Source organism: Actinomadura vinacea (assembly GCF_039532545.1).
GTDB lineage: Bacteria > Actinomycetota > Actinomycetes > Streptosporangiales > Streptosporangiaceae > Spirillospora > Spirillospora vinacea.
Window position 1 is genome coordinate 129688 of the sequence record NZ_BAAARW010000019.1, and the last position, 22014, is coordinate 151701.

Annotated in this window: 22 protein-coding genes; 11 read left to right on the forward strand and 11 right to left on the reverse strand. The window is 71.2% G+C overall.

Features of this window, described 5'->3' with window-relative positions:
• Positions 1 to 13 precede the first annotated feature (13 nt).
• Complete coding sequence (locus ABD340_RS24320; protein ID WP_344591862.1) at positions 14 to 547, reverse strand: TetR/AcrR family transcriptional regulator; 534 nt, start codon at positions 545 to 547, stop codon at positions 14 to 16.
• 83 nt (positions 548 to 630) lie between these two features.
• Here ABD340_RS24320 and ABD340_RS24325 point away from each other — a divergent pair, with 83 nt between their 5' ends.
• Positions 631 to 1503, forward strand: coding sequence for a TIGR03620 family F420-dependent LLM class oxidoreductase (locus ABD340_RS24325; protein WP_344591864.1), 873 nt, complete (start codon positions 631 to 633; stop codon positions 1501 to 1503).
• Between the two features lie 54 nt (positions 1504 to 1557).
• On the opposite strand, the gene ABD340_RS24330 is transcribed toward ABD340_RS24325, so the two are convergent.
• Positions 1558 to 1725, reverse strand: coding sequence for a hypothetical protein (locus tag ABD340_RS24330; protein WP_344591865.1), 168 nt, complete (start codon positions 1723 to 1725; stop codon positions 1558 to 1560).
• Positions 1726 to 2224: 499 nt separating this feature from the next.
• Here ABD340_RS24330 and ABD340_RS24335 point away from each other — a divergent pair, with 499 nt between their 5' ends.
• Both ABD340_RS24335 and ABD340_RS24340 read left to right on the forward strand, forming a co-directional pair.
• Positions 2225 to 2668 carry an inorganic phosphate transporter gene (locus ABD340_RS24335; protein ID WP_344591867.1) on the forward strand — a complete coding sequence of 148 codons (444 nt, stop codon included), beginning with the start codon at positions 2225 to 2227 and terminating at the stop codon, positions 2666 to 2668.
• A gap of 18 nt (positions 2669 to 2686) precedes the next feature.
• Positions 2687 to 2917: a hypothetical protein gene (locus ABD340_RS24340; RefSeq protein WP_344591869.1), complete on the forward strand. Its 231-nt coding sequence runs from the start codon at positions 2687 to 2689 to the stop codon at positions 2915 to 2917.
• A gap of 8 nt (positions 2918 to 2925) precedes the next feature.
• Here the strand turns inward: ABD340_RS24340 and ABD340_RS24345 are convergent, their stop codons facing one another.
• On the reverse strand, positions 2926 to 3882 hold the full coding sequence (locus tag ABD340_RS24345) for a zinc-binding dehydrogenase (protein WP_344591870.1): 957 nt from the start codon (positions 3880 to 3882) through the stop codon (positions 2926 to 2928).
• Between the two features lie 93 nt (positions 3883 to 3975).
• Between ABD340_RS24345 and ABD340_RS24350 the strand changes: the two genes are divergently transcribed.
• Positions 3976 to 4737, forward strand: coding sequence for a hypothetical protein (locus ABD340_RS24350; protein WP_344591871.1), 762 nt, complete (start codon positions 3976 to 3978; stop codon positions 4735 to 4737).
• Here the strand turns inward: ABD340_RS24350 and ABD340_RS24355 are convergent.
• Both ABD340_RS24355 and def read right to left on the reverse strand, forming a co-directional pair.
• The gene (locus tag ABD340_RS24355; RefSeq protein WP_344591872.1) at positions 4727 to 6091 is read right to left on the reverse strand and encodes a hypothetical protein; all 1365 of its coding nucleotides are present in this window, start codon (positions 6089 to 6091) and stop codon (positions 4727 to 4729) included. The genes ABD340_RS24350 and ABD340_RS24355 overlap by 11 nt on opposite strands.
• A gap of 485 nt (positions 6092 to 6576) precedes the next feature.
• Entirely contained in the window at positions 6577 to 7125 is a 549-nt protein-coding gene (gene def, locus ABD340_RS24360; RefSeq protein WP_344591873.1) for a peptide deformylase, read from the reverse strand.
• A gap of 231 nt (positions 7126 to 7356) precedes the next feature.
• Between def and ABD340_RS24365 the strand changes: the two genes are divergently transcribed.
• Positions 7357 to 8652 carry a PucR family transcriptional regulator gene (locus ABD340_RS24365; protein WP_344591874.1) on the forward strand — a complete coding sequence of 432 codons (1296 nt, stop codon included), beginning with the start codon at positions 7357 to 7359 and terminating at the stop codon, positions 8650 to 8652.
• Here the strand turns inward: ABD340_RS24365 and ABD340_RS24370 are convergent.
• The gene (locus tag ABD340_RS24370) at positions 8627 to 9541 is read right to left on the reverse strand and encodes a CE1 family esterase (protein ID WP_344591876.1); all 915 of its coding nucleotides are present in this window, start codon (positions 9539 to 9541) and stop codon (positions 8627 to 8629) included. The genes ABD340_RS24365 and ABD340_RS24370 overlap by 26 nt on opposite strands.
• A gap of 148 nt (positions 9542 to 9689) precedes the next feature.
• Here ABD340_RS24370 and ABD340_RS24375 point away from each other — a divergent pair, with 148 nt between their 5' ends.
• The 3 genes from ABD340_RS24375 to ABD340_RS24385 all read left to right on the forward strand — a co-directional run bounded on the left by ABD340_RS24375 (position 9690) and on the right by ABD340_RS24385 (position 12366).
• Entirely contained in the window at positions 9690 to 10346 is a 657-nt protein-coding gene (locus ABD340_RS24375) for a hypothetical protein (RefSeq protein WP_344591877.1), read from the forward strand.
• Positions 10343 to 10822 (forward strand): DUF6644 family protein, encoded by a 480-nt coding sequence (locus tag ABD340_RS24380; protein WP_344591879.1) that lies wholly within the window; start codon positions 10343 to 10345, stop codon positions 10820 to 10822. Before ABD340_RS24375 ends, ABD340_RS24380 begins: the two co-directional genes overlap by 4 nt.
• Before the next feature lie 101 nt (positions 10823 to 10923).
• A complete protein-coding gene (locus ABD340_RS24385; protein ID WP_344591880.1) occupies positions 10924 to 12366 on the forward strand; it encodes a serine hydrolase in 1443 nt (480 codons plus the stop codon).
• Positions 12367 to 12455: 89 nt separating this feature from the next.
• Here ABD340_RS24385 and ABD340_RS24390 read toward each other — a convergent pair whose 3' ends face one another.
• The 5 genes from ABD340_RS24390 to ABD340_RS24410 form a co-directional block, all read right to left on the reverse strand.
• The gene (locus tag ABD340_RS24390) at positions 12456 to 13733 is read right to left on the reverse strand and encodes an ABC transporter substrate-binding protein (protein WP_344591881.1); all 1278 of its coding nucleotides are present in this window, start codon (positions 13731 to 13733) and stop codon (positions 12456 to 12458) included.
• A 4-nt stretch (positions 13734 to 13737) separates the two neighbouring features.
• Positions 13738 to 14745: a branched-chain amino acid ABC transporter permease gene (locus ABD340_RS24395; RefSeq protein ID WP_344591883.1), complete on the reverse strand. Its 1008-nt coding sequence runs from the start codon at positions 14743 to 14745 to the stop codon at positions 13738 to 13740.
• A complete protein-coding gene (locus tag ABD340_RS24400; RefSeq protein ID WP_344591884.1) occupies positions 14742 to 15623 on the reverse strand; it encodes a branched-chain amino acid ABC transporter permease in 882 nt (293 codons plus the stop codon). The genes ABD340_RS24395 and ABD340_RS24400 overlap by 4 nt, the downstream gene beginning before the upstream one ends.
• A 2-nt stretch (positions 15624 to 15625) precedes the next feature.
• Positions 15626 to 16390, reverse strand: a complete 765-nt coding sequence (locus ABD340_RS24405; RefSeq protein ID WP_344591886.1) for an ABC transporter ATP-binding protein — start codon at positions 16388 to 16390, stop codon at positions 15626 to 15628.
• Positions 16391 to 16519: 129 nt separating this feature from the next.
• Positions 16520 to 17278, reverse strand: a complete 759-nt coding sequence (locus tag ABD340_RS24410) for an ABC transporter ATP-binding protein (protein WP_344591887.1) — start codon at positions 17276 to 17278, stop codon at positions 16520 to 16522.
• A gap of 209 nt (positions 17279 to 17487) precedes the next feature.
• On the opposite strand from ABD340_RS24410, the gene ABD340_RS24415 reads away from it, so the two are divergent.
• From ABD340_RS24415 to ABD340_RS24425, 3 genes are all read left to right on the forward strand, one after another.
• Entirely contained in the window at positions 17488 to 18909 is a 1422-nt protein-coding gene (locus tag ABD340_RS24415) for a PucR family transcriptional regulator (RefSeq protein WP_344591888.1), read from the forward strand.
• Between the two features lie 127 nt (positions 18910 to 19036).
• Positions 19037 to 20626 (forward strand): long-chain-fatty-acid--CoA ligase, encoded by a 1590-nt coding sequence (locus ABD340_RS24420; RefSeq protein WP_344591889.1) that lies wholly within the window; start codon positions 19037 to 19039, stop codon positions 20624 to 20626.
• Positions 20538 to 21875, forward strand: coding sequence for a DUF6351 family protein (locus tag ABD340_RS24425; RefSeq protein ID WP_344591890.1), 1338 nt, complete (start codon positions 20538 to 20540; stop codon positions 21873 to 21875). The genes ABD340_RS24420 and ABD340_RS24425 overlap by 89 nt, the downstream gene beginning before the upstream one ends.
• The last annotated feature ends 139 nt before the right edge of the window (positions 21876 to 22014 follow it).

Consider the following 22014-nt stretch of genomic DNA (forward strand, 5'->3'; position numbering starts at 1 on the left):
CTGCTTGTGATCGCTAGATGGGGCGTAGGCCGTCCAGTAGGAGGTTCAGGAGTCGCTCCGTGCGGCCGCCGCGGGTCTGCTCGTCGGCCCAGGCGATGCCGTAGACCATGGTGAGGAACTCCGGCGCCTCCACGTCGGGCCTGATCCCGCCCGCCTGCTGCGCGCGGGACAGGAGGTCCGTGCCCGCGGCGTTCATCGCCTTGCACGAGGCGTACAGCTCGGTGGACTCGTCCCGCAGGGTCGTGACGAACGCCGTGGTCAGCCCGCGGTAGGCGGTGCTGGACTCCATCACGGCGAGCGCCCAGGCGGCGAGCGCCTCCCTTGTGGCGGGGGCGTCGCGCGCCTGGGCGGCCAGCGCGTCGAACCCGTCCCGCAGGAGGGCCTCCAGGAGCGCGTCCCGGGTGGGGAAGTGCCGGTAGAGGGTCCCGATGCCCACGCCTGCGCGGCGTGCGATGTCTTCCAGGGACGCCTCGACGCCGCTTTCGGCGAACGCGGCGCGCGCCTCGGCGAGGAGCCGCTCATAGTTGCGTCGTGCGTCGGCTCGCATGTCCTTCTCCTTGCGAAGCGGAGGCTGCCTCCTTATCCTAGTGGAGGATAAGCGGAGGCAGACTCCGCTTGGGAGGGATTGCCATGGATGCGATTCGCGGCCGGTTCGGAGTCTGGGTGGCACCGGCCACCCTGTTGAACACGCCCGTCGCGGTGCAGCGCGAGCAGTTCGCCCGGATCGAGCGCCTCGGCTACGCCTCCCTGTGGAGCGGCGAGGCGCCCGCCGCCTCGAATTTCGGCGGTCGCGAGGCGTTCGCGCAGCACGGGTTGATGCTCGCCGCCACCGAACGGCTCGTCGTCGGCACCGGCATCGCCAACATCAGCATGCGCGCCCCGGCGGCCATGCACAGCGGCGCCGCCACCCTCGCCGAGGCATACCCTGACCGGTTCGTCCTGGGCCTGGGCGGGCAGTCGGGCGAACGTCCCCTGACCATGCTCCGCGAGTACCTTGACGCGATGGACGCCGCCTCCTGGGGTGTCCCCTACCCGCGCGTGCTCGCCGCGCTGGGCCCGAAGGCGCACCGGCTCGCCCGCGAGCGGGCCGGCGGCGTGCACCCGTTCCTTCAGCCCGTCGAGCACACGGAGAACGCCCGTGCCGCGCTCGGCCCGGACGGCCTGCTGATCCCGCACCAGGCCGTCGTCCTCGAAACCGACCCGGACGCCGCCCGCGGCCGCCTCCGCGCTCTCTTCGGCGCCGGCTGGGCCGGCGACAACCCGTACACGCGCAACTTCAGGCGGCTGGGCTACACCGACGACGACCTGCGCGGCGGTCCCAGTGACCGGCTTGCCGACGCTCTACTGGCCTGGGGTGACGAGCCCGAGGTGGTCAAGCGGCTGCGGGCGCACCTGGACGCGGGCGCCGACCATGTGCTCGTCCACCCGTTGGCGCCCGACCTGGTCTCGGCCGTGGACCAGCTGGAACGACTGGCCCCGGCGCTGAACGGCGCTCGCGGCTAGGCGATCCCAGGAGCCGCGGGCCCTGGACGGTGGTGCCGTCCAGGGCCCGCGGGGTCAGCGGCCGCGCTGCAGCTGGCGGGTGGGCAGCCGGCGGGCGTTGCGGCGCTGCGCGCCGCGGGCGAAGGCCGCCGACTTGGGGTCGGCGTTCCGGCCCTTGCCCTTCTTCTTCATCGCCTTCTGGAAGGGCGTTTCTTCGCTTGCGTTGTGGTTTTGGGCACGCATGGGCTAACACCTCCGGGCACGTTGGAATTCGGCCATGAAAGGCCGCAAAGAATGGTTCCGATGAAAAGCGCCGGTAGGGGAGCGTGACTCGTCGCGCCCGGTCGCGTCGATGCCGGAGCAGTGCTCGGGACAGCGGGCGATCAGGTATGCGTGCGACGGGTGGGCGCCCCTGGGCGCCGAGGATGGGAGCGGGCCGCGGAAAGCGCCGCGGCGGCTCGACCGGTGGGAATCACAGCTCCATGGCCGCAATATTAGCCGCATGATCAGGGTGCGTGTCAACCCCGTGCATTTATATTCGGGTGGTGTCGAACGATCGATTCCGGGCTGTGTTTCAAAGTCCCGGCCTACGGCGCTCGCCCCATCGGCCAGGTGACGCGCTCGTGCGGTACCTGAGGCCACTCGGTCACGTCGGTTCGGTGGTGCTTTAGCCGCCCGCGACCTGCGGTTGGCAGCCGCCGGCGTGCGGGTCTGGTCGCGCTGTGCAGATGGTGTTGATCCCATGGTGGCGGGGTGGGTCGGAATCATCAGGACGATGGGCAAGGGCATCACCGACATCGAGTCGCCGCAGGGGTTCGCCGCCGAGTCCGGCGCGACCTCGGTCATCCTCGCCTCCACCCACCTGGGGTTCGCGCTGTCGACCACGCAGGTGTGCTCGGGCGCGATCCTCGGGTCCGGGCTCGGCCGCAGGCTGGCCGAGGTCCGCTGGGGCGTCGCGGGACGGATGGCGATGGCCTGGCTGCTGACCCTCCCCTCCGCGGCGGCCGTCGGCGCGCTGGCCGCCTCGGTCAGCACCCGCGGCGACGCCGGGGTGCTCGTCACCGCCCTCGCGGCGCTCGCCGTCGCAGCCGGGATCTACGCGGCATCCCGCCGCGCGCCGGTCGACTCCCGCAACGTCAACGAGGTCCCCGAACGCCGGACCGAGTCCGCCGCCACGGCGGCCTGAGAGCACTGGAGCAGCCGCATGGACATCAAGTGGTCATCACTCGGCCAGGTCTTCGTGGTGAGCCTGGGCGCGACCGTCGCCGTCGTGGTGATCTTCGCGGTCGGCCTGCTGGCCGCCTCCGCCCGCCAGGCCGCGGCGGAGCGCGGCCGGTCCACGGTCATACCGGCCACTGCGGCATGCCTGTGCTTCGCCGCCTGCGCCGCCATCGTCCTGTACGGCGTCTACCTGATCGTCCCCCACTTCCACTAGGGCTGGGGCTAGGGGAGCAGCAGGGTTTTGCCGATGACGGTGCGGGATTCGATGGCGGTGTGGGCGTCGGCGGCGCGTTCCAGTGGGAAGGTCTGGCCGATGACCGGGCGGAGGCGTCCGGCGGCGGCCTCGTCCAGGGCCTTGCCGAGGAGGCGGCGGCGCTCGTCCAGGTCGTACTGGACGTCCTGGATGCCGCGTACCTCGATGCCGCGGTCGGCGCGGGCGTCGGCGAACCCGCCGGTGGTGGCGCCGTGTGCGGAGAAACGGCCGCCGTCCGCTGTGGCCTGGAAGGCGGCGTTGCCGATGTCGTCGCCGACGCCGTCCAGGACGACCTGTGCGCCGGTGCCCCCGGTCATGGCACGGGCACGTTCGGCCCAGCCAGGCTCGGAGTAGTCGACGGTGGCCTCGGCGCCCAGTTCGCGGGCCAGGGCCAGCTTCCGTTCGCCGCGTGCGGCGGCGATGACGCGGGCGCCGGCGGCGCGGGCCAGCTGGACGAGCAGGATGCCCATCCCGCCGGTCGCCCCGACGATCAGCACCCATTCGCCGGGCCGGACGGCGGCGGCCTCGATCACGCCCATCCCCGTGACGCCGTCGTGGATCAGGGCGGCGGCGTCTTTGAGGTCGGCGAGCCCGTCCGGCACGCGGAGGGGCGTGTCCGCGGGGACGACGACCCGGTCGGCGTAGCCGTTCTCGGTGAAGGTGGCGACGCGGGCGCCGAGCAGGGCCGGGTCCGCGCCCTCGCCGAGCGCGGTCACGGTGCCCGCGACGCCGCCGCCCGGGACGTACGGCGGGGTGATATCGAAGAATTCGCCGGCCCGGCCGGCCCGGATCCACGTCTCCACGAACAGCGTGTCCATCGCCACGACCTCGATCAGGACCTCGCCGGGGCCTGGCAGCGGGTCGGGCGCTTCGTGCGGCTGGAGGACCTCGGGACCGCCGAACTTCTTGGCTTCGATCAATCGCATGGACCCAGTCTGAAACCTCAAGTCTTGTTGAGGTCAAATCTGATCTGCTGGGTTCCGGGGCGTTTGCTCGGAAAAAGCGGAATAGTTAGTGGGATGTCGATGCCGCTCCCATCGCCGTCCCGCCCCGGCGCGGAGATGATGATGCTGGCCCTGGGCGGTGCGACGCCGCCCGCGTGGGGGTGGGGGCTGCTCCAGACCTCGCAGGCCATGCTCATGGAAATGGCCGGGCTCGCCCCGCATCCCGAGTCCTGCCGGTCCGGCGCGCCGGACGCGTACTGGGCGGACATGGCCATGCGAGACCAGGCAGGCCGGGTCTGGACGGGCACCAAGACCTTCCTGCCGCGCCGGATCGACGGCGTCCAGATCAGGGCGGACGTCGCCACCGCGCTGATGTCGCCCGACACCGCGTTCATCCCCGGCATCCCCGGCGCCTGGTCGGGGGTGGTCGCGGGCGTGCCCGGCCACGGCTACCTCGACCCCAACGGGGTCGGGCGGCTGCCCGTCCACCCGGACGCCGTGGCCGCGGTGACCGCGCATTTCCGGGTGTTCTTCCCGGTGGACGGCGGCCATGGGACGGTCATGCCGCTTGTGGAGAGGGCGACGGGTCTGACCGGGCGGTCGTATGTCCTGGCCGCGTTCCTCGCTCAGGACGTCCAGGCGCACCGGCATCACCTGGACGTCCTGCGGGCCGCGGAGCCCGGATGGGAGCACACGGGCAACGCGTGCCATCTCGTGCGCGGCGCCGAGACCGTGCGGCTGGAGCATCTCTGGCTGGACGGCCGTTCGTGCGAACTCCCGGTGGCGGAGTTCCACGCCGTCCTCGACGCCTACGAGGATCTTCTTCCTAGGGGTTGACCGCCCACACCATGCGTCGGCCTTCTCCATCGCCGTTGGACTTGTTCCCGGGGTGCTCGGAGACCGACCAGATCGCGCCCAGCGTCGGGGAGGTCGCGCTCCCGCCGGGCCAGTGCGACAGGTCCTCCGGACCGATGGGCAGCGGCGCGTCGCCCGTGGCCCGCAGAGGCCCGGTGACCGCGGGCGGCCGGACGTCGGGAACCGCGGTGTGGAGCGTTCCGGCCGAGGTCAGGCCGTGGCTCTGGCTCAGGTACCACTTGCCGCCGAACCGGGTCGCGCCCTGGACGTTGCTGACCGGGAGGGTGTAGGCGGCGTTCGCGTTCCACCGGCGGTCGGGGTCCATGATCAGCTCGCCGCCGCTGAACGCGCCCGCCATCGGCCAGGTGGCCACCCGGCCGTTGGTGTCCTCGGTTCCGGCGCAGTACTCGCCGGCGATGAGGGTGTCGGTGCCGCTGCGGTCGAGCGAGGTGTGGGAGAAGTTCGGCGATCCGTCCTCGGCGCCCACGTTGTCGGAGCACTTCGTCCCGGTGGCCGCCGTGTGCGTCCACGAGCCGACCTGCGGCATGATGTAGCGGTAGCCGTACCCGTAGTAGGTGCCGTTCTGGTACCCGATCAGGTGGTCCCCGTCCGTGGTGCCGTTCTCCGAGGCGCCCAGGTCGAAGATGCGGCGCATATCGAACACCCTGAAGCCGCGCCCGGTGTCGGCGACGAACAGGTAGTCGCCGTACCACACCATCCCGCCGGCGTGCAGCGAGGTGTTGTAGTTGCCGTTGGTGTTGTCCTGTGACACCCGGACGGAGTCGTAGCTGGTGATGCCGTTGCTCTGCTTGGGATACACGAGCAGGACGTGCCGGTACGCGCCGGTGGTGCGGTTCATGAAGCTGACGCGGACGCCCTTCACCGTGCTGTCGGTGTTGGCGTCGTACCAGCTCACCAGGACCGGCTGGTAGCCGTCGCCCCACTGCTGGTCGGCCTGCATGTCGGCGACCGTGGTCACGCCCTGCGGGTACCACTGCGTGGACTCGTTGTCGTCGTCCTGGAAGCACAGGCTCCGCTGGATCGACGGCTTCACGCCGGGGCCCACCGCGGCCGAGTTGCATGCTCCGCCGACGGTCACCGGGGCACCGTCGTCACGCTTCCGGTTGAGGTCGTTCATGATGTTCGTGACGGTGCCCTTCTTCAGGGGAAGGGCGTCGGCCCGGTCGCGCAGCGCGGTGCCGTAGGCGTTGGGGCGAAGCTGGAAGTTCGCCAGGGACAGCACGTCGGCGGAAGCGGGACTCTGCAGGGCGATCAACGCCGTGCCGGTCAGGGCGACTGTGATCGCGGGGGCGGGCGTTCTGCGGCGCCACTCCATACGGTGCTCCTCGATCTCGGCTCCTGGCCGACGCGGAGGCACTGTTGAGCTGAACCGTCGGGACGTGCCGGGGGGCGTCCGACCAAGATCATCAATGGGAACCCCGTCAATATCCCACAAAGATCACATTTGTGCCAGAGGTAACTTTTCTGGACAAATCGCCCAGCGTGCGACGGCAGCCGAACCGTTCGGGGGTGGCAGGCCGCCTTACCGTGATCACAGGCCAGGGGCCGTCGGCCGCCCGTTCACCCGGAAGCCGCGTCCGCGACAGGCGTCCGCGCAGACGCCCGTCCCGGGCATGGCGACGGCCGACGCGGCCCGTAGGGGCGCGCCCCGTGGCCTGACACCGCACGGGATTTCACTGCGACGCCGATGGCACGAAATGGCGGTTATTCGCGCCTGGACCCGAGGCAAACGCGCAAGTGCGAAAGAAGGCCGTCGTCACCGGCGGGACGCACGGAATGGATCGGCCGGTCGGCCACCGGCTACTCGGCTGAGGCGGAGGCCGCCTCAAGGTCGGCGAGGAACGCCTTGTGATCCTTGAGGACGTTCTTGCGGGCGCGCCCCGACAACCGGTCGATGTAGAGGCGGCCTTCCAGGTGGTCGGTCTCGTGCTGGAGGCACCGCGCCAGCAGGCCGGTGCCTTCGACCGTGACCGGGTTGCCCGCCGCGTCGAAGCCGTGGCAGGTCGCGCGGTCGGGACGGGCCAGCCGCGCCTGCGCGCCGGGCACCGACAGGCAGCCCTCGTCGCCGTCGTCCAGCCGGCGCTCGCCGGGGCCGGGCGGCTCCAGGGTGGGATTGACGACGACGCCCTTGTGCGGGACGTCGTCCTCGTCCTGGCAGTCGTAGACGAACACGCGCAGGTCGACGCCGATCTGGTTGGCCGCCAGGCCGACGCCCTCCGCCGCGTACATGCTCGCGAACATGTCGTCGACCAGCAGTGCCAGCTCGTCGTCGAACCGCTCGACCGGGCGGCACGGCCGATGCAGGACGGGCGTCCCCACCAGCGTGATCGGTCGTACCTCTCCGGCCATGCATCCTCCCTCGACGTGCACCCAGGATGCCATGTCCCGGGCGAGATCTGACCGGGTGTGACGATGGCGGTCACAGAGAGGATTGCCCCGGAGTGGGGCTTATGTGGACATTGATAATCGGCGCGCCCAAGAAGCTGCCGCTGTTGACTATTCCTGTGGAGGCCGTCGCGCAACTGTGTAAAGAGTGGTGTGCGGAGAGCGTTCGGGGGACCTGGGCAAGGGAGGTCCAGCGTGAGCGAACGAGCCAGAGCGTCCGCGACGAGGCAGCGGCTCGCGGACGTGCCGACGGGCCTGGCACGGCCGCTGCAGCCCTACCTCGAGGCGGCCGCGGCCGAGATGGTCGCCGAGATCCAGGGCCTGGTCCCCGAGTACGCGCGACCGGCCGACAGCAAGTACGGGCGCAGGATGCGGTGGACGGTCGAGCAGACCGTCCGGCACTTCGTCGACGCCATGGGCGAGCCCGGCGCCGACTGGGACGAGCTGACCGACATCTACCTCGGCATCGGCGCGTATGAGGCGCGCAGCGGCCGCAGCCTGGACGGGCTGCAGACCGCCATCCGGGTGTGCGGGCAGGTCGCCTGCCGCCGCTTCATCAAGGACGCCCGCCGGCTCGACTGGTCGCTGACCGTCCTCGGGCAGATCATCGAGTCGCTGTTCGTCTTCCTGGAGAAGCTGGCCGGCGCCGCCGCGCAGGGCTACGCCGACGCCCAGCGGCGCCTGGCCACCGAGCGGGAGCGGCACCGCTGGCGGCTGCGCGACCTGCTGGTCGTCGAGCCCCCCGCCAGCCTGGAGGCGGTGCGCGAGCTGGCCCGGCCGGCCGGCTGGGACCCGCCCCGCACCCTCGCGCTGGTCGCCCTGGGCCCCGCCATGGACGACCAGGTGCCGGTCACGCCGCCGACGGTGCTCGCCGACTGGCACGGCCCGGCGCCGTACCTGATCGTCCCGGATCCGGACGGGCCCGGGCGGGAGCGGATGCTGGCCGGGCTGGTCCGGGGCCGGCCGGCGGCGGTCGGCCCGACCGTCCCGCTGAACAAGGGCGCGGTGTCGCTGCGCTGGGCCCGGCGCACGCTGGACCTGGTCGTCCGCGGCGCCATCCCGGAGAAGGCGCCGGTCGACTGGATCGACCACGTGGCGACGCTGGTCGCGTCCATGAGCGAGGAACTGATCGATCTCGCGGTGGGCGTGCGCTTCGGGCCGCTGATGGAGCTGCCGCGGCACCGCCGGGAACCGCTGGTCGGCACCCTGCTGGCGTACATGGAGAGCCGCGACAACGCGGTCGCCGCGGCGGAACGGCTGGTCGTGCACGAGCAGACCGTCCGCTACCGGATCCGCCGCCTCGAACAGCTGCTGGGCGACACCCTGTACGACCCGGACCGCAGGATCGAGCTGCTGCTCCTGCTGCACACCTGGGTCCGCTTCCCGGACGTGCCGAAGCATCTGGACGATCAGCGGCCGGACCGTCCCGCGCAGGCGGTGGCCGCGGCCGCGCCCAGGGAGGAGGTCACCCGCGCCGTTCGTGCCCGCTGAGGAACCGCCAGATCAGCGGGCTCGCCATGACCTCCGGGTCCACCTGGCCGCTGGGCCACTCGTGCCCGCCGTCGAAGATCGTGCAGAACTCGACCTCGGCGCCGGAGCCGTCGCGGCCCGTGGTGCGGCCCGTGCTACGGCAGGTGGTCTTGGCCGTGTCCAAGGTGATCCGGTGCAGCGGCGGCAGCCGGTTGGCCGTGCGCCAGAACTCCATCACGGCCGCCACCGGCGGGAACGGCTCGGGGTTGTTCCAGTCCTGGTTGCCGCCCCCGCCGTAGGGGACGGAGAAGTCCGCGGTGCCGTGGAAGGCGATCACCGGCACCGGGTCGCGGGGCGCGCACTCGACCGCCAGCGATCCGGAGACCACGCCGACCGCCGCCACCCGCGAGGACCGCTCGCACGCGTACCGGTAGGCCATGCCGCCGCCGTTGGAGAACCCGGTCAGGTAGATCCGGCGCGGGTCGGCCAGCCCCTCGCGCACCAGCGTGTCGATCAGCGAGTCGAGGAAGCCCACGTCGTCGATGCCCGCCATCCGCGCGAACCAGCAGCAGCCGCCGGCGTTCCACGTCCGCATGAAGCCGTCGGGGTAGGCGACCAGGAAACCGTTCTGGTCGGCCACCTCGTCCAAGCCGGACTGGCGGCGGATGTAGTTCATGTCGTCCAGGCCGCCGTGCAGCGCGATGACCAGGGGTTGGGGCGCGGATGTCCGTCCGGGCGGGACGTGCAGAAGGTAGTCGCGCTGCCAGAAGCCGCCCATGGTCAGGGTGCGTTTGTGCGTGCCGGGGCCGGGCGGGGCGGCGGCGTTGGCTGTGGACGGCGCGGTCGCCGGGACGAGCAGCAGCCCTGCGGCCAAGCAGAAGGCGAGCGTGACGCGGCACACGGTCCTCATGTCGTGCGATCATCCGTCCGCTCGCGCGGGCGCGCTACTCGCCGGGCCAACGATCGGGGGACGGAACCTCGCGTTCAGCCGCACATCTTTTTCGTGCGCTTTTATGCGGGCCCTTATACGAATGGACTCCCCGACTGGAAGGAAGCTCATGCGACGAGGGCGTACCAGCCCCGGTAAGGCCATCGGGCTTCTCATGCTCCACGGCATGCTCGCCCACCACGGAGGCGGTGGCAGTTACGACGCCAGTAGGCCGCTCTACCTGCGCGGCCGGGTCATCCAGGCGCGGTACGGCTTTCCCCATGGGCAACTGCGGATCGAGGTGCCCGCGAACCTCACCGTCCCGAACAGGCTTCCCGGAGTCGAAGGGCTGCGCGGTCACGACGACTGGGCCGGACCGCCCATAGCGGAAGGAGCCGGGCAGGCGCGCGACCTGCTCCTTCCCCCGGACATCACGGGCACGCTCGGGGGCATGTCCGGTCGTCCACAGGTTGGGGACGAAGTCGCGGCCGTCGTGTACCGCCGCTGTGACGCCGAAGGCGACGAGTACTCGGGCGAACTGCGCGTGCAGATGTTGTACGCGGCCGGGGGATCCCACCCTTATCGCGGCACTCTCACCCGTTTCGTGGACCGCTGCCTCCAGGCCGCGCGTACCCGGTCGGCCGCGCCGGCGGCGTCCGGCGGTCCGGCGGCGCCCGCGGCCACCCGCTCGGACGACCCGCCGCTCTTCCTCCTGGGCGGGGGCGCCGCGCTCGCCGCCGGATTCGTCATCGCCCTGGTCCGCCTGCGCACCCGCCGCGAGCGTTGAACGAGGTCTTCGCGTGGCTGGAGGCGACCGCGCCGGCCACGGCCGTCCGGGAAGGCCGGTGGGCATACCCCGTCACCGAGTCGGTCCACCTCATCGGCCTCGCCGTCATGTTCGGCGCGATCGCCGTGTTCGACATGCGCCTGCTGGGGTTCTCCAGGCGGCTGCCGGTGAGCGGGCTGGCCGCCCACGCCCTGCCCTGGTCGCGTGCGGGATTCGCGCTGGTCGCGGTCAGCGGCGCGCTGCTGTTCTCGGCGAACGCCACGCAGGTGGCCCACAACACCGCGTTCCAGGTGAAGATCCTGCTCATCGGCGCGGCCGGCCTGAACATCCTGCTCTTCCACACAGGACCGTTCCGCGGCGTCCAGGACTGGGACACCGCGGCCCGCACACCGGCGTCCGCCCGCGCCGCCGCCGTCATATCCCTGCTCACCTGGCCCGCCGTCATCGTCTGCGGGCGCCTGATCGCCTATGCGTGAGGCTCCGGCGTACAAATCCGTCCGAAATCGTTCCTGAGCGAAATTGGTCCGGTGGAGGCCCCTATGATCATCCACTCGATCAGTACCGCAAGGGGGACGCGTTGAAACGATCATGGATGTACGGGTCCGTCGGACTCCTCTCGGCCGCCGCGCTGGCGGGATGCGGCGCCCAGGCCGGCCCGGTGGACACTGCCAGGGTGGCGAACCAGACGAACGGCAAGCCGAGCGCCGTCGCGCTCCAGCTCCAGAAGACCGTGAACGCGCTGCGCTTCCAGGAGGTCCTGGACACCGCGCCGCCCAGCTCCGCGCAGGCCAAGACGCTGATGAACCCCGTCGACAAGGAGGCCCGCAACGGGCTCGAGCAGCGCCGCAGCCTCCTCGCCGCCGCGGACGACGCCAAGCCGATCTCCCAGCAGCCCCAGCTCGACGCGACGGTCATCGAGCTCGACAAGAACGGGCGGCCCGTCTCCTCCGGCACCGTCCTCATGAGCCCGACGTACAAGAAGCCCGTCGTGGTCCCCGTCGACAAGAACATGTCCACCACCGCCGTCCGGTGGCGGCAGTGGGACGACGCGGGCTGGTACGCCAACAAGGGCCAGGGCACCGTCGACATCGTCCCCGGCCGCGAGGGCGCGAGCCTCGACTTCATGAGCCCCTACCCCGCGTCCGTCCTGAAGCTCATGGTCAACTTCGGGGTGCTGCAGCTGGTCGACCAGGGCAAGGTCAAGCTGGACGCCACCTACGACTACAAGCCGACCGAGACCAGCTCCCTGTGCGGCGGCGCGACCAGCAAGACCGTCTCCCAGTACATCGACGAGTCCCTCACCTGGTCGTCCAACGCCGCCTCGTGCGCACTGGTCAAGATGCTGCACGACAACGGCGCCGTCGACGGGCTCAACAAGACCTTCCAGTCCCTCGGCCTCCAGACCCTGCAGCTCAAGAACACCAACCCGGCCAACGGCGGCCGCTGGGGCAACCCGGTCACGATGAGCTCGCTGGACACCGCCAAGCTGCTCACCCTCGTCAACGGCGCGCCCGGCACGGTGTGGACCGGCCCCGACGGCAAGCCCGTGACCAGCGCCGTCCTGAGCGCGACCGCCCGCAAGTTCTTCCAGGACAAGCTCAGGTCGCAGGGCTGGAACGACATGCTCTCCACCCCCAACTGGTGCGGCAAGTACCCGGCGCCCGGCATCCCGCACGCCGTCCCGTCCCGCTGGGTCGGCCCCGACGGCACCGTGACCGTCAACGGCTCGAAGTTCGGCCGCGACGTGCGGCCTTGCAACGGGAAGGCCGAGGTGTCGTTCGCCCACAAGACCGGCTGGGTGAACAACAGCGCCGCCGACGCCGGCATCGTGAAGGCCCTGCCGGGCAAGGGTGGACGCAGCTACATCGTCGTGGTCTTCTCCAACCTCGGCACCCAGTACGTCGACGCCGACCGGCCGGCGACCCCCGAAGGCATCTACCCCTTCGCCTTCACCGAGAAGTTCGCCAAGCTCGGCAAGATCGTCGACACCTACGAGAAGTCCCGCGCCGCGCGCGGCTAGCCGCCCCTGATCGAACGCGGGCCCGGAGGATACGCCGTCCAGGCGCCCTCCGGGCCCACGCCGACCCCGCCGTCGCCGGGAACGGCGGGTCAGCCGGTCAGCGGGCCGAACGCCTTGCGGGTGTCGATGACCTCGCCGAACAGCTCCCAGCGCTCGCCCTTGAAACGCATCAGCTGCATCGACTCGATCGGGAAACCGTCGTCCTTATCGGTCGTCATGGTGACGCCGGGCAGCAGCATCGGGATCTGGACGTTGTTCAGGTTGCGCATCGCGTCCCGCAGACCCTCGCGGGTCGGGCACTTGGCGGCCTGCATCGTCTTGTGGAAACTGCTCGCCACCGCCCAGCCGAACGCGTGGTACGGCACCGACGGGTCGGCGCCCGGCGCGTACTGCTTCATCTTCGCCGTGTAGAGCTTCATCTCCGAGTCGTCCTTCCACTGCGGATCGATCGGATCCTTGTAGTAGGTCGCGGAGACGACGTTCTGCACGTTCTTGAACCCCACCGGGCGCAGCACGGTGACGGACGAGGCGACGTTGTTGACGATGTGCAGCGGGTTCCAGCCGGTCAGCTTGGCGTCGGCCGCCAGCGCCTGCGACCCGAACTTCGGCGTGGTGATGTTCAGGAACACATCGGCCTTGGAACCGGCCAGGTTGCGCATCTGCGGCTCGACGCTCGGGTCGGAGACCTCGTAGCTCTGCTCCTGCGCGATGGTGATCTGGCCGCCCTGGATCGCCTTCTTGAACCCGCCCAGCAGGTCCTTGCCGAAGTCGTCGTTCTGGTACAGCACCGCCACCTTGGCGTTGGGCTTCTCGGTCTTGAGGAACTGGGCGTACACCCGGGCCTCGGACACGTAGTTCGGCTGCCACCCGATCGTCCACGGGTGCTTGGTGTCGCTGCCCCACTTGGACGCGCCCGTCGCCACGAACACCTGCGGCACCTTGCGCTGGCCGGCGTAGTCCCAGGTCGCCGTGGTGGACGGCGTGCCGAGCGTCTGGAACAGCGCGAACACCCGCTCCTGCTCGACCAGTCGGCGCGCCTCCTCCACCGCCTTCGGCGGCTGGTAGCCGTCGTCGCGGACGACGAACTCCACCTTGCGCCCGCCGATGCCGTTCTGCTCGGCGTTCACGTAGTCGAAGTACGCCTTGATGCCCTTGGGGATGTCGCCGTACGCCGACGCCGGACCCGACAGCGGGTAGATGCCGCCGAGCTTCAGCGTCTTGTCCGTGATGCCCGTGGTCTGCTGCCCCTTGCACGCGCCCGAGGCGGTGGTGGCCCCGTCGTCCTCGCCGCGGCCGCCGCACGAGGCCGCCGCCGTCGCCACGAGCAGCACCGCCGCCGCCGTCCCGCCGAACCTTGAAGACCGCATGGCCCTACCCCTTTCGAAGGGTCTTGTCGAACGAGTGCGCAGCGCGTCCCGCCAGCCCGGCCAGCCCCGTCGGGGCCACGTACATCACCCCGATGATCAGCAGACCGAAGATCACCCCGGGCGCCGCCTTGTTGATGTCCTGCGACAGGCTCGGCACGAACATCACGAACAGCCCGCCGAGCAGCGGACCCCACATCGACCCCAGGCCGCCGACCACGATGCCCGCCAGCATCGTGATCGACAGGTTGACCGTGAACGAGTCCGGCGACACGAACCCGATCACCCACGTGTAGACGCAGCCCGCCGCACCCGCGAACATCGCGCTCCACGCGAACGCCAGCCGCTTGTAGAACGCGAGCCGCACGCCCATGACCTCGGCCGCCGTCTCGTTGTCCCGGACGGAGTGCAGCGCCCGCCCCACCCGCGAACGCAGCAGGCTGGAGGTCACCACGAACGCGGCGAGCGCCACGACCAGGGCCAGGAAGTACAGCCACTGGTCCTCGGCCAGGCCCGTCCAGGCGGGCGGCCGCGGCTTCGCCAGGGTCAGGCCCATCGACCCGCCCGTCACCGACTCGAACCGCTTGAGCAGCGGCACCAGAAAGATCGCGATGGCCAGCGTGACCAGCGCCAGGTACAGGCCGCGCAGCCGGGTCGCCGGCACGCCCAGCGCCAGCCCGATCACGAACGCGAGCACCGCCGCCAGCGGCAGCGTCACCGGGTACGGCAGCTCCCAGTGGAACATCATGGTCGCCGCCCCGTACGCGCCGACCGCGAAGAACGCCCCGTGCCCGAGCGAGATCTGGCCGCCATGCCCGACCAGCAGGTTCAGCCCGAGCAGCGCGATCGCGTACACCAGCACCATCGTCAACTGGAACACCCGGAACGGGACGAGCTGGAACGGCGCGTAGCACGCCGCCACCAGCAGCACCCCGACCAGGATCCACTGCCACCGCGCCAGCGCGGCCTGGACCAGGCCCGAGGGCGCCTCGCTCCTGCTGCGAGCCTCGCTCATGCCCGCTCCACCGCCGCCCGTCCGAACAGGCCCTGGGGCCGCAGCAGCAGGACGACCAGGATGACGGCCAGCGGCACGCCGACCTTGAGATCGGAGCCGATGAAGCCGACATAGGCGCCCGCCAGCGTCTCCGCCACCCCCACGATCAGGCCGCCCACCACCGCGCCCACCGGGCTGTCGAACCCGCCCAGCGTCGCCGCCGCGAACGCGTAGATCAGAACGCCGCCCATCATGTTGGGCTCCAGGAACAGCAGCGGCGCCACCAGCACCCCCGACACCGCGCCGACCGTCGCGGCCAGGCCCCAGCCCAGCGCCAGCGTCCACCCGACCCGGATGCCGACCAGCCGCGCCGACTCCGGGTTGGCCGCCACCGCGCGCATCCCCAGGCCGATCTTGGTGTGCCGGAACAGCAGGTACAGCAGCCCCATGACCCCGGCGACCACGGCCATGACGCCCAGCGTGGAGTAGGCCAGGCTGAGCCCGCCGGCCTCCAGTGCGCCGCGCGGGAACGGGTTCGGGAAGTCCTTGATCAGGAACGACCAGATCCAGCCCGCCGCCGCGTTGACGAAGATGAACAGGCCCACGGTGACGATCACCACGGTCAGCTCGGGCGCGCCCTCCACCGGCCGGATGATCACCCGTTCGATCAGCATGCCGCCGATGAACGACACCGCCAGCGTCAGCACCAGCGCCAGCCAGAACGGCACCCCGCCGCTCACGAACTGCCAGGCGATATAGGTCGCGAACATGGCCAGCTCGCCCTGCGCGAAGTTGACGATCCCGGTGAACTGGTAGATCAGCACCAGCGCCAGGGCCAGGCTCGCGTAGATCGCGCCCGCGCCCAGCCCCTCGATGATCTGCTGCAGGAACTCGACCATGCCTAGATCCGGTATCCGAGATAGGACTGGGCGACCTGCTCGTCCGCCCGGATGTCGGCCGCCGACCCCGACAGCACGATCCGGCCGGTCTCCAGCACGTGCGCCTGCCCGGCGATGCCCAGCGCCAGATGTGCGTTCTGCTCGACGACGACCACGGTGGTGCGCTCCTCCTGGTTGATCGACTGCACGATGCTGAACAGCTCGCGGGTGACCAGCGGCGCCAACCCCAGCGACGGCTCGTCCAGCAGGAGCAGGCGGGGACGCAGCATGAGCGCCCTGCCGATCGCGAGCATCTGCTGCTCGCCGCCCGAAAGGCTGCCCGCCGCCTGCTTCAACCGGTCCTTCAGCACCGGGAAGTAGCCGTAGACGCGGTCCAGATCGTCCTGCACGGCGGCCCGATCGCGCCGCGCGAAGGCGCCGAGCCGCAGGTTCTCCTCAACGCTCAGCGGCATGAACGTGCCCCGCCCCTCAGGCACGTGCGCCACCCCGAGCCGCGCCACCGAGTCCGGCGACCGCCCGGACAGGGACGTGCCGTCCAACTGCACGGTGCCGCGCCCGCGGACCATCCCGCACAGCGCCCGCAGCAGCGTCGTCTTGCCGGCCCCGTTCGGCCCGAGGATCGCGCAGATCTCGCCCCGCCCGACCGACAGCCCGACACCATGCAGCACGCGGACGTCCCCGTACCCGGCATGAAGCCCGTCGACCACCAGGAACTCCCGCCCAGACCCTTGCCCGACCTCCGCAGCGTCTTCCTTAAGGCCACTCATGCGTCCTCCTAGTAAGGAACGCGCACGCCCCCACACCCTCGCTTCGCTCGGTCATGCGGTGTCCTTGTGGGGGGACGACCCCCCACACCCCCCGCAAACCGCGCGCACGCATGCCCTCGCTTCGCTCGGTCATGCCGCGGTCCCCAGGTAGGCCTCTATTACGGCGGGGTCGCGTTGGACTTGTTCGGGTGGGCCTTCGGCGATCTTGCGGCCGAAGTCGAGGCAGATGACCCGGTCGCAGATGCCCATCACGAAGCCCATGTGGTGCTCGACGACGATCACGGTCACGTCGAGGTCGTCGCGGATGGCGCGCAGTGCTCCGGAGAACTCGTCGACCTCGGCGTGGCTGAGGCCGTTCACCGGCTCGTCCAGGAGCAGCAGCTTGGGACGGGCGGCCAGCGCGCGGGCCAGTTCGACGCGTTTCAGCGTGCCGAACGGCAGCCCCGCCGCCGGGTGGTCGGCGAGGGCGGTCAGGTTCAGGCGTTCCAGGACCTCGTCGGCCTCGGCGCGCAGCCGGGCCTCCTCCCGGCGGACGCCCGGCAGCCGCAGGCTCGCGGTCAAGAAGCCGGCGCGGCCGTGGTGGTGCGCGCCGACCATGGTGTTCTCGCGCACCGACATGCGCGGGAACAGGCCGAGGTTCTGGAAGGTGCGGGCGATGCCGAGCGCGGCGATCGCGTGCGGGGGTTCGGCGAGCAGGTCGCGGCCCTCGTAGCCCACCCGGCCGGCGTTCGCCTGGTAGCGGCGGGTCAGGCAGTTGAAGAGGGTGGTCTTGCCGGCGCCGTTCGGGCCGATCAGTCCCACCATCTCGCCGCGTTCCACGGTGAAGCCGACGCCGTCCAGCGCCGTTATGCCGCCGAAACGGACCGTGAGATCGTGAACCTCCAGCATCCGGCCTCCTGAGCGCGGGTGGGCGGTGGTCGGTCGGGGGCACAGAACGGTGTTCGGAGTAGGGCGTCAGCGTAGGATCCGCCGTTCAGGCCGCACATTGGGCGCGGGAACCCAAGATGCGACCGGGGAGTTGTCCGTCGAGCACAGCGTGCGTCTCGGACGTGTCACGGGCCGTTGACGCTGCGGCGAACGGCATGGATCATCCGGGCATGTCCGGTGGTCTCAGCACGGGAATGCGCACCGTCCGTACCGAACGCTCTCGTATCCTTTCCGAGCTCCTCGACCGTGTGGACGAACTGGCGGACCGCGCCGTCGCTGCCATGCGGGCGGAGATCCCCGCCTACGACGTGCAGGACGCGGCATTCCACGCCGACGTGCGGGAACATGTCGGCCGCCACTACCGCATCAAGCTGGCCGTGCTGCTGGAGGAGCGCACGGTCACCTTCGACGACGTCGCCTTCACCAGGCGCGCCTCGATGCGCCGCGCCCAGGCCGGGTTCGCCCTGGCCGACTACATCAACGCCTTCCGGGTCGGCCAGCAGGTCTTCTGGGAGGCGATCATCGAGCACGCGGGCGGCACGTACCCCGGGCACGAGGCCGCGCTGTCGCTGGCGTCGGCGCTGATGCGCTACATCGACTTCGCCAGCACCCATGCCGCCAACACCTACGTGGAGTTCCAGCAGTACGCCGCGGCCGAGGCGGTCCGGGAGAGCCGCGACCTGGTGGAGGTCCTGCTGGCGGGGGAGCTGCCCACGCGCGGCCCGCAGCTGGCCGCCGCGCACGCGCATGGCCTGGGCCCCGACGCCCGCACCCCGCTGGTGGTGATCACAGCCGTGCTGGTGGGCCAGGACACCGCCGCGGCGCCGCGTCCCGGCGCCGAGGCCGAGTGGAAGAGCGCGAGCCTGGCGGTCACCGCCGCCGGGACCGGGGCGGGCGGCGGCACGGACGCCCGGCACGCGGCGTGCGCGGCCATCGCCCGGACGGGGGTGAACGGCCGGCGCACCCTGTCGGTCGTCCGGCAGGCGGAGATCGTCGCGGTGGCGGCGCTGGGCCCGGGCGGCGACCCGGAGAAGCTGTGCGACCGCCTCCAGGAGGTGCAGGAGAGCCTGCTGGCCGAGGGGATCGTGCTGGCGATGGGGATCAGCACGGTGGTGTCCGGGATGGTGCAGATCCCGCGCGCCTACCAGGAGGCGCGGGCCGTGCTGGAGTTCCTGCCGGAGGACGGCGGGGTGGCGGCGCTGCCGCGGATCAGCCCGTTCGAGTACATGGCGCTGCGCGCCGACGACACCGCCCGCCACCTGGTCGACCCGCGGATCACCGGGCTGCTGGACGAGGACAGGGCGCGCGGCGGCGTCCTGACCGCGACGATCCGCGAGTTCGCGTCCGCCGACCTCAACCTGCGGGCCGCGGCGGAACGGCTGCAGATCCACCACAACACCGCGCAGTACCGGCTGCGCCGCATCCAGGCGAGGACCGGCCGCAACCTGCGGCACATCACCGATCTGGTGGATCTGCTGGTCGCGATCGCGCTTCAGGACGCGCTGCCGCCGGGCACCAATCCCGGGCGGAAAAGACTGGTCTCCGCGACCAATGAGGGCGATGGGACAGCCGACGTAACGTCTCACCCATGACCGAGCGAAGCGAGGGCGTGCGTGCCGGTTCTTGTCGGGGGGTGTGGGGGGTCGTCCCCCCACAGGGACGCGGCATGACCGAGCGGAGCGAGGGTGTGCGGGGTGGGTCCTCTCACGATGATGGGTCATGAACCTGGCTGACCGGCTGCGGACGGCCGCCGGACGGTTCGGCGGAAGGACGGTCCTCACGCTGGACCGGACGGGGCTCAGCTACCGGGCTCTGGACGCCATGAGCGCCCGGGTCGGCGAGCTGCTGCGGCGGCGCGGGATCGGCCGCGGCGACCGGGTCGCGATCATGCTTCCGAACGTCCCGGAGTTCGCGGTGGTCTACTACGGGGCGCTGCGGATCGGGGCGGTCGTCGTCCCGCTCGACCCGCTGCTGAAGCGCCGGGAGATCGCCGCCTACCTGGGGGACTGCGCGGCCCGGTTGGTGATCGCCTGGCACGCGTGCGCGGAGGCGGTGGAGGCCGGGACGGCCGGGACGTGCGCCGACTACCTGTTCGTGGTGCCCGAGGAGTTCCGCCGGCTGCTGCGCGGGGTGCCGCCCGAGGACGCGGTCGTGCCGATGGCGGGCGGGGAGACCGCGGTCATCCTCTACAGCGCCGGGACGACCGGCCGGGCCAAGGGCATCGAGCTGTCCCACGCGAACCTGGACGTGAACGCGGCCACGGTGGCCCGGATGCACGCGCTGGGTGTGGACGACGTCGTCCTGGGGGCGCTTCCGCTGTACCACGCGTTCGGGCAGACCTGCGCGCTGAACGCCGCCGTGCGGGCGGGTGCCCGGCTCACCCTGCTGCCGCGGTTCGAGCCGGGACGGGCCCTGGAGGTCATCCGGCGGGACGGGGTGACGGTGTTCCAGGGTGTCCCGGCGATGTACATCGCGCTGCTCGACCAGCCGGGCGTGTCCGATCTGTCGATGCTGCGGATCTGTGTGAGCGGCGGCGCGGCGATGCCGGTGGACGTGCTGCGCGCGTACGAGACCCGGTTCGGCTGCCGCATCGTCGAGGGGTACGGGCTGAGCGAGACCTCGCCGGTGTCGGCGGCCAACCGGGCCGGTGCGGGCCGCCGTCCCGGGTCGATCGGGCGGCCGGTCCGGGACGTGCGCATGCGGGTGGTCGACGAGCGGGACCGGGAGGTTCCGCCGGGCGAGATCGGGGAGATCGTGGTGCGCGGCCCGAACGTGATGAAGGGCTACTGGAACGATCCGGAGGGGACGGCCGAGGCGCTCCGCGGCGGCTGGTTCCACACCGGCGATCTGGGCCGGGTCGACGGCGACGGGTTCTTCTTCCTGGTCGGCCGCCGCCGCGACGTGATCATCCGGGGCGGGTACACGGTGTATCCGCGGGAGGTCGAGGAGGTGCTGTACGAGCATCCCGCGGTGCGCCAGGCGGCGGTCGTCGGCGTTCCGCATCCGGAGCTGGGGGAGGAGGTCGCCGCCGCGGTGGCGGTGCGGGCCGAGGTGCCCCCGGACGAGCTGCGCGCCTTCGTCAAGGAGCGCGTGGCGGCCTACAAGTACCCCCGGCGGGTCTGGTTCGTCGACGAGCTGCCGACCAGCCCCACCGGAAAGGTCATCAAGCGTGCCCTGGAGCCGCCGGCCGCGGCGGCCCGTCCCCGAGGAGGTGACGGCCGTGCGCCGTCCCACGATGCTGCTCGCCGTGCTGTGCGCGGCGGCCTCGATCACCGCGATGCCGGCCCAGGCGGCCGCGCCCCCTCCTGATCCCGTCCCGGACGACCAGCCGCTTCCCGGTTACACGATCGGCAATCCGCCGCTGGCGCCGGTGCCGGTGGACGGGCGGCCGTCGCGCGTCCTGCAGGGGGTGAAGGGCCACGCCGCGTTCAACATCGAGGTGCCCCCGAACTGGAACGGGCAACTGGTGATGTGGGCGCACGGCTACCGTGGCACGACCCGTGTGCTCAGCGCGGAGACGCCCTCCTACGGGTTGCGGCAGAAGCTGCTCGACCAGGGGTACGCGTGGGCCGCGTCGTCCTATTACGCCAACGACTACGACGTGCGGGCCGGGGTGCTGAGCACGCGCCAGCTGGCCCGGCATTTCGCCCGGACGATCGGCAAGCCCCGCAAGACGTTCATCGCGGGCGTCTCCATGGGCGGGCACGTCACGGCGCGTTCGATCGAGGAGTTCCCCGGGTTCTACGACGGCGCGCTGCCGATGTGCGGGGTGCTCGGCGATCACGAGTTGTTCGACTTCTTCCTGGACTACCAGGTGGTCGCGCAGGATCTGGCGGACCTGCCCGCCTATCCGACCCCGCCGGACTACGTGACCTCGATCGTCCCCAGGATCCAGCAGGGGCTCGGGCTGACCGGCCTCACCCCCGGCGGCCCGGACACCACCAATGACCTGGGTAAGCAGTTCCGTGCGATCGCGGTGAACCGCAGCGGCGGGGCACGCCCGGGGGACGCGGCCGCGTTCGCGTACTGGCAGAACTACCTGTTCTCCCTGGGGGCCCCACCCAGCGGGGACTCCCTGGCGCAGCAGCCGCGGCGGATAGCGACCAACCTGCGCACCCGGTACGCGCCGAGCACGCCGGTGAACGTGAACAGGACCGTCCAGAGGGTGCGCCCGGTCGAACCCGGCAGCCGCTACACCGACCGCCTGACCCAGGTCCCCAGCGTTTCGGGACGCCTGGACGTGCCAATGGTGTCGCTGCACAACCTCGGCGACATGTTCGTGCCGTTCTCCATGGAGCAGCGCTACCGCGCCGACGTCGCACGCAACGGCCGGAGCGGTCTGCTGGTGCAGCGCGCGATCCGTTCGGTGGGGCACTGCGAGTTCAGCCCGGCTGAGGCCGGCAAGGCATGGGACGACCTGATCCGCTGGGAGCGCGGCGGGCCCCGTCCACAGGGCGACGACGTCTCCCGCCCGGGGAAGCCCGACTACGGCTGCCGTTTCACCGACCCCGCCGTTCATGGGACGGGCACCCGTCCCCTCTATCCGGCGTGCCCGTGACGTAGGCGGATCAGCCGGAGGACCTCGGTCTCGCGTTCGGTGAGGCCGAGGTCCGTCGTCACGTGCAGGACGACCGGTGGAAAGGCGGGCCGCCCTACTCCGCCGTGCGGTGTGGGGCGAATCTGGCGGGGCAGAGGGT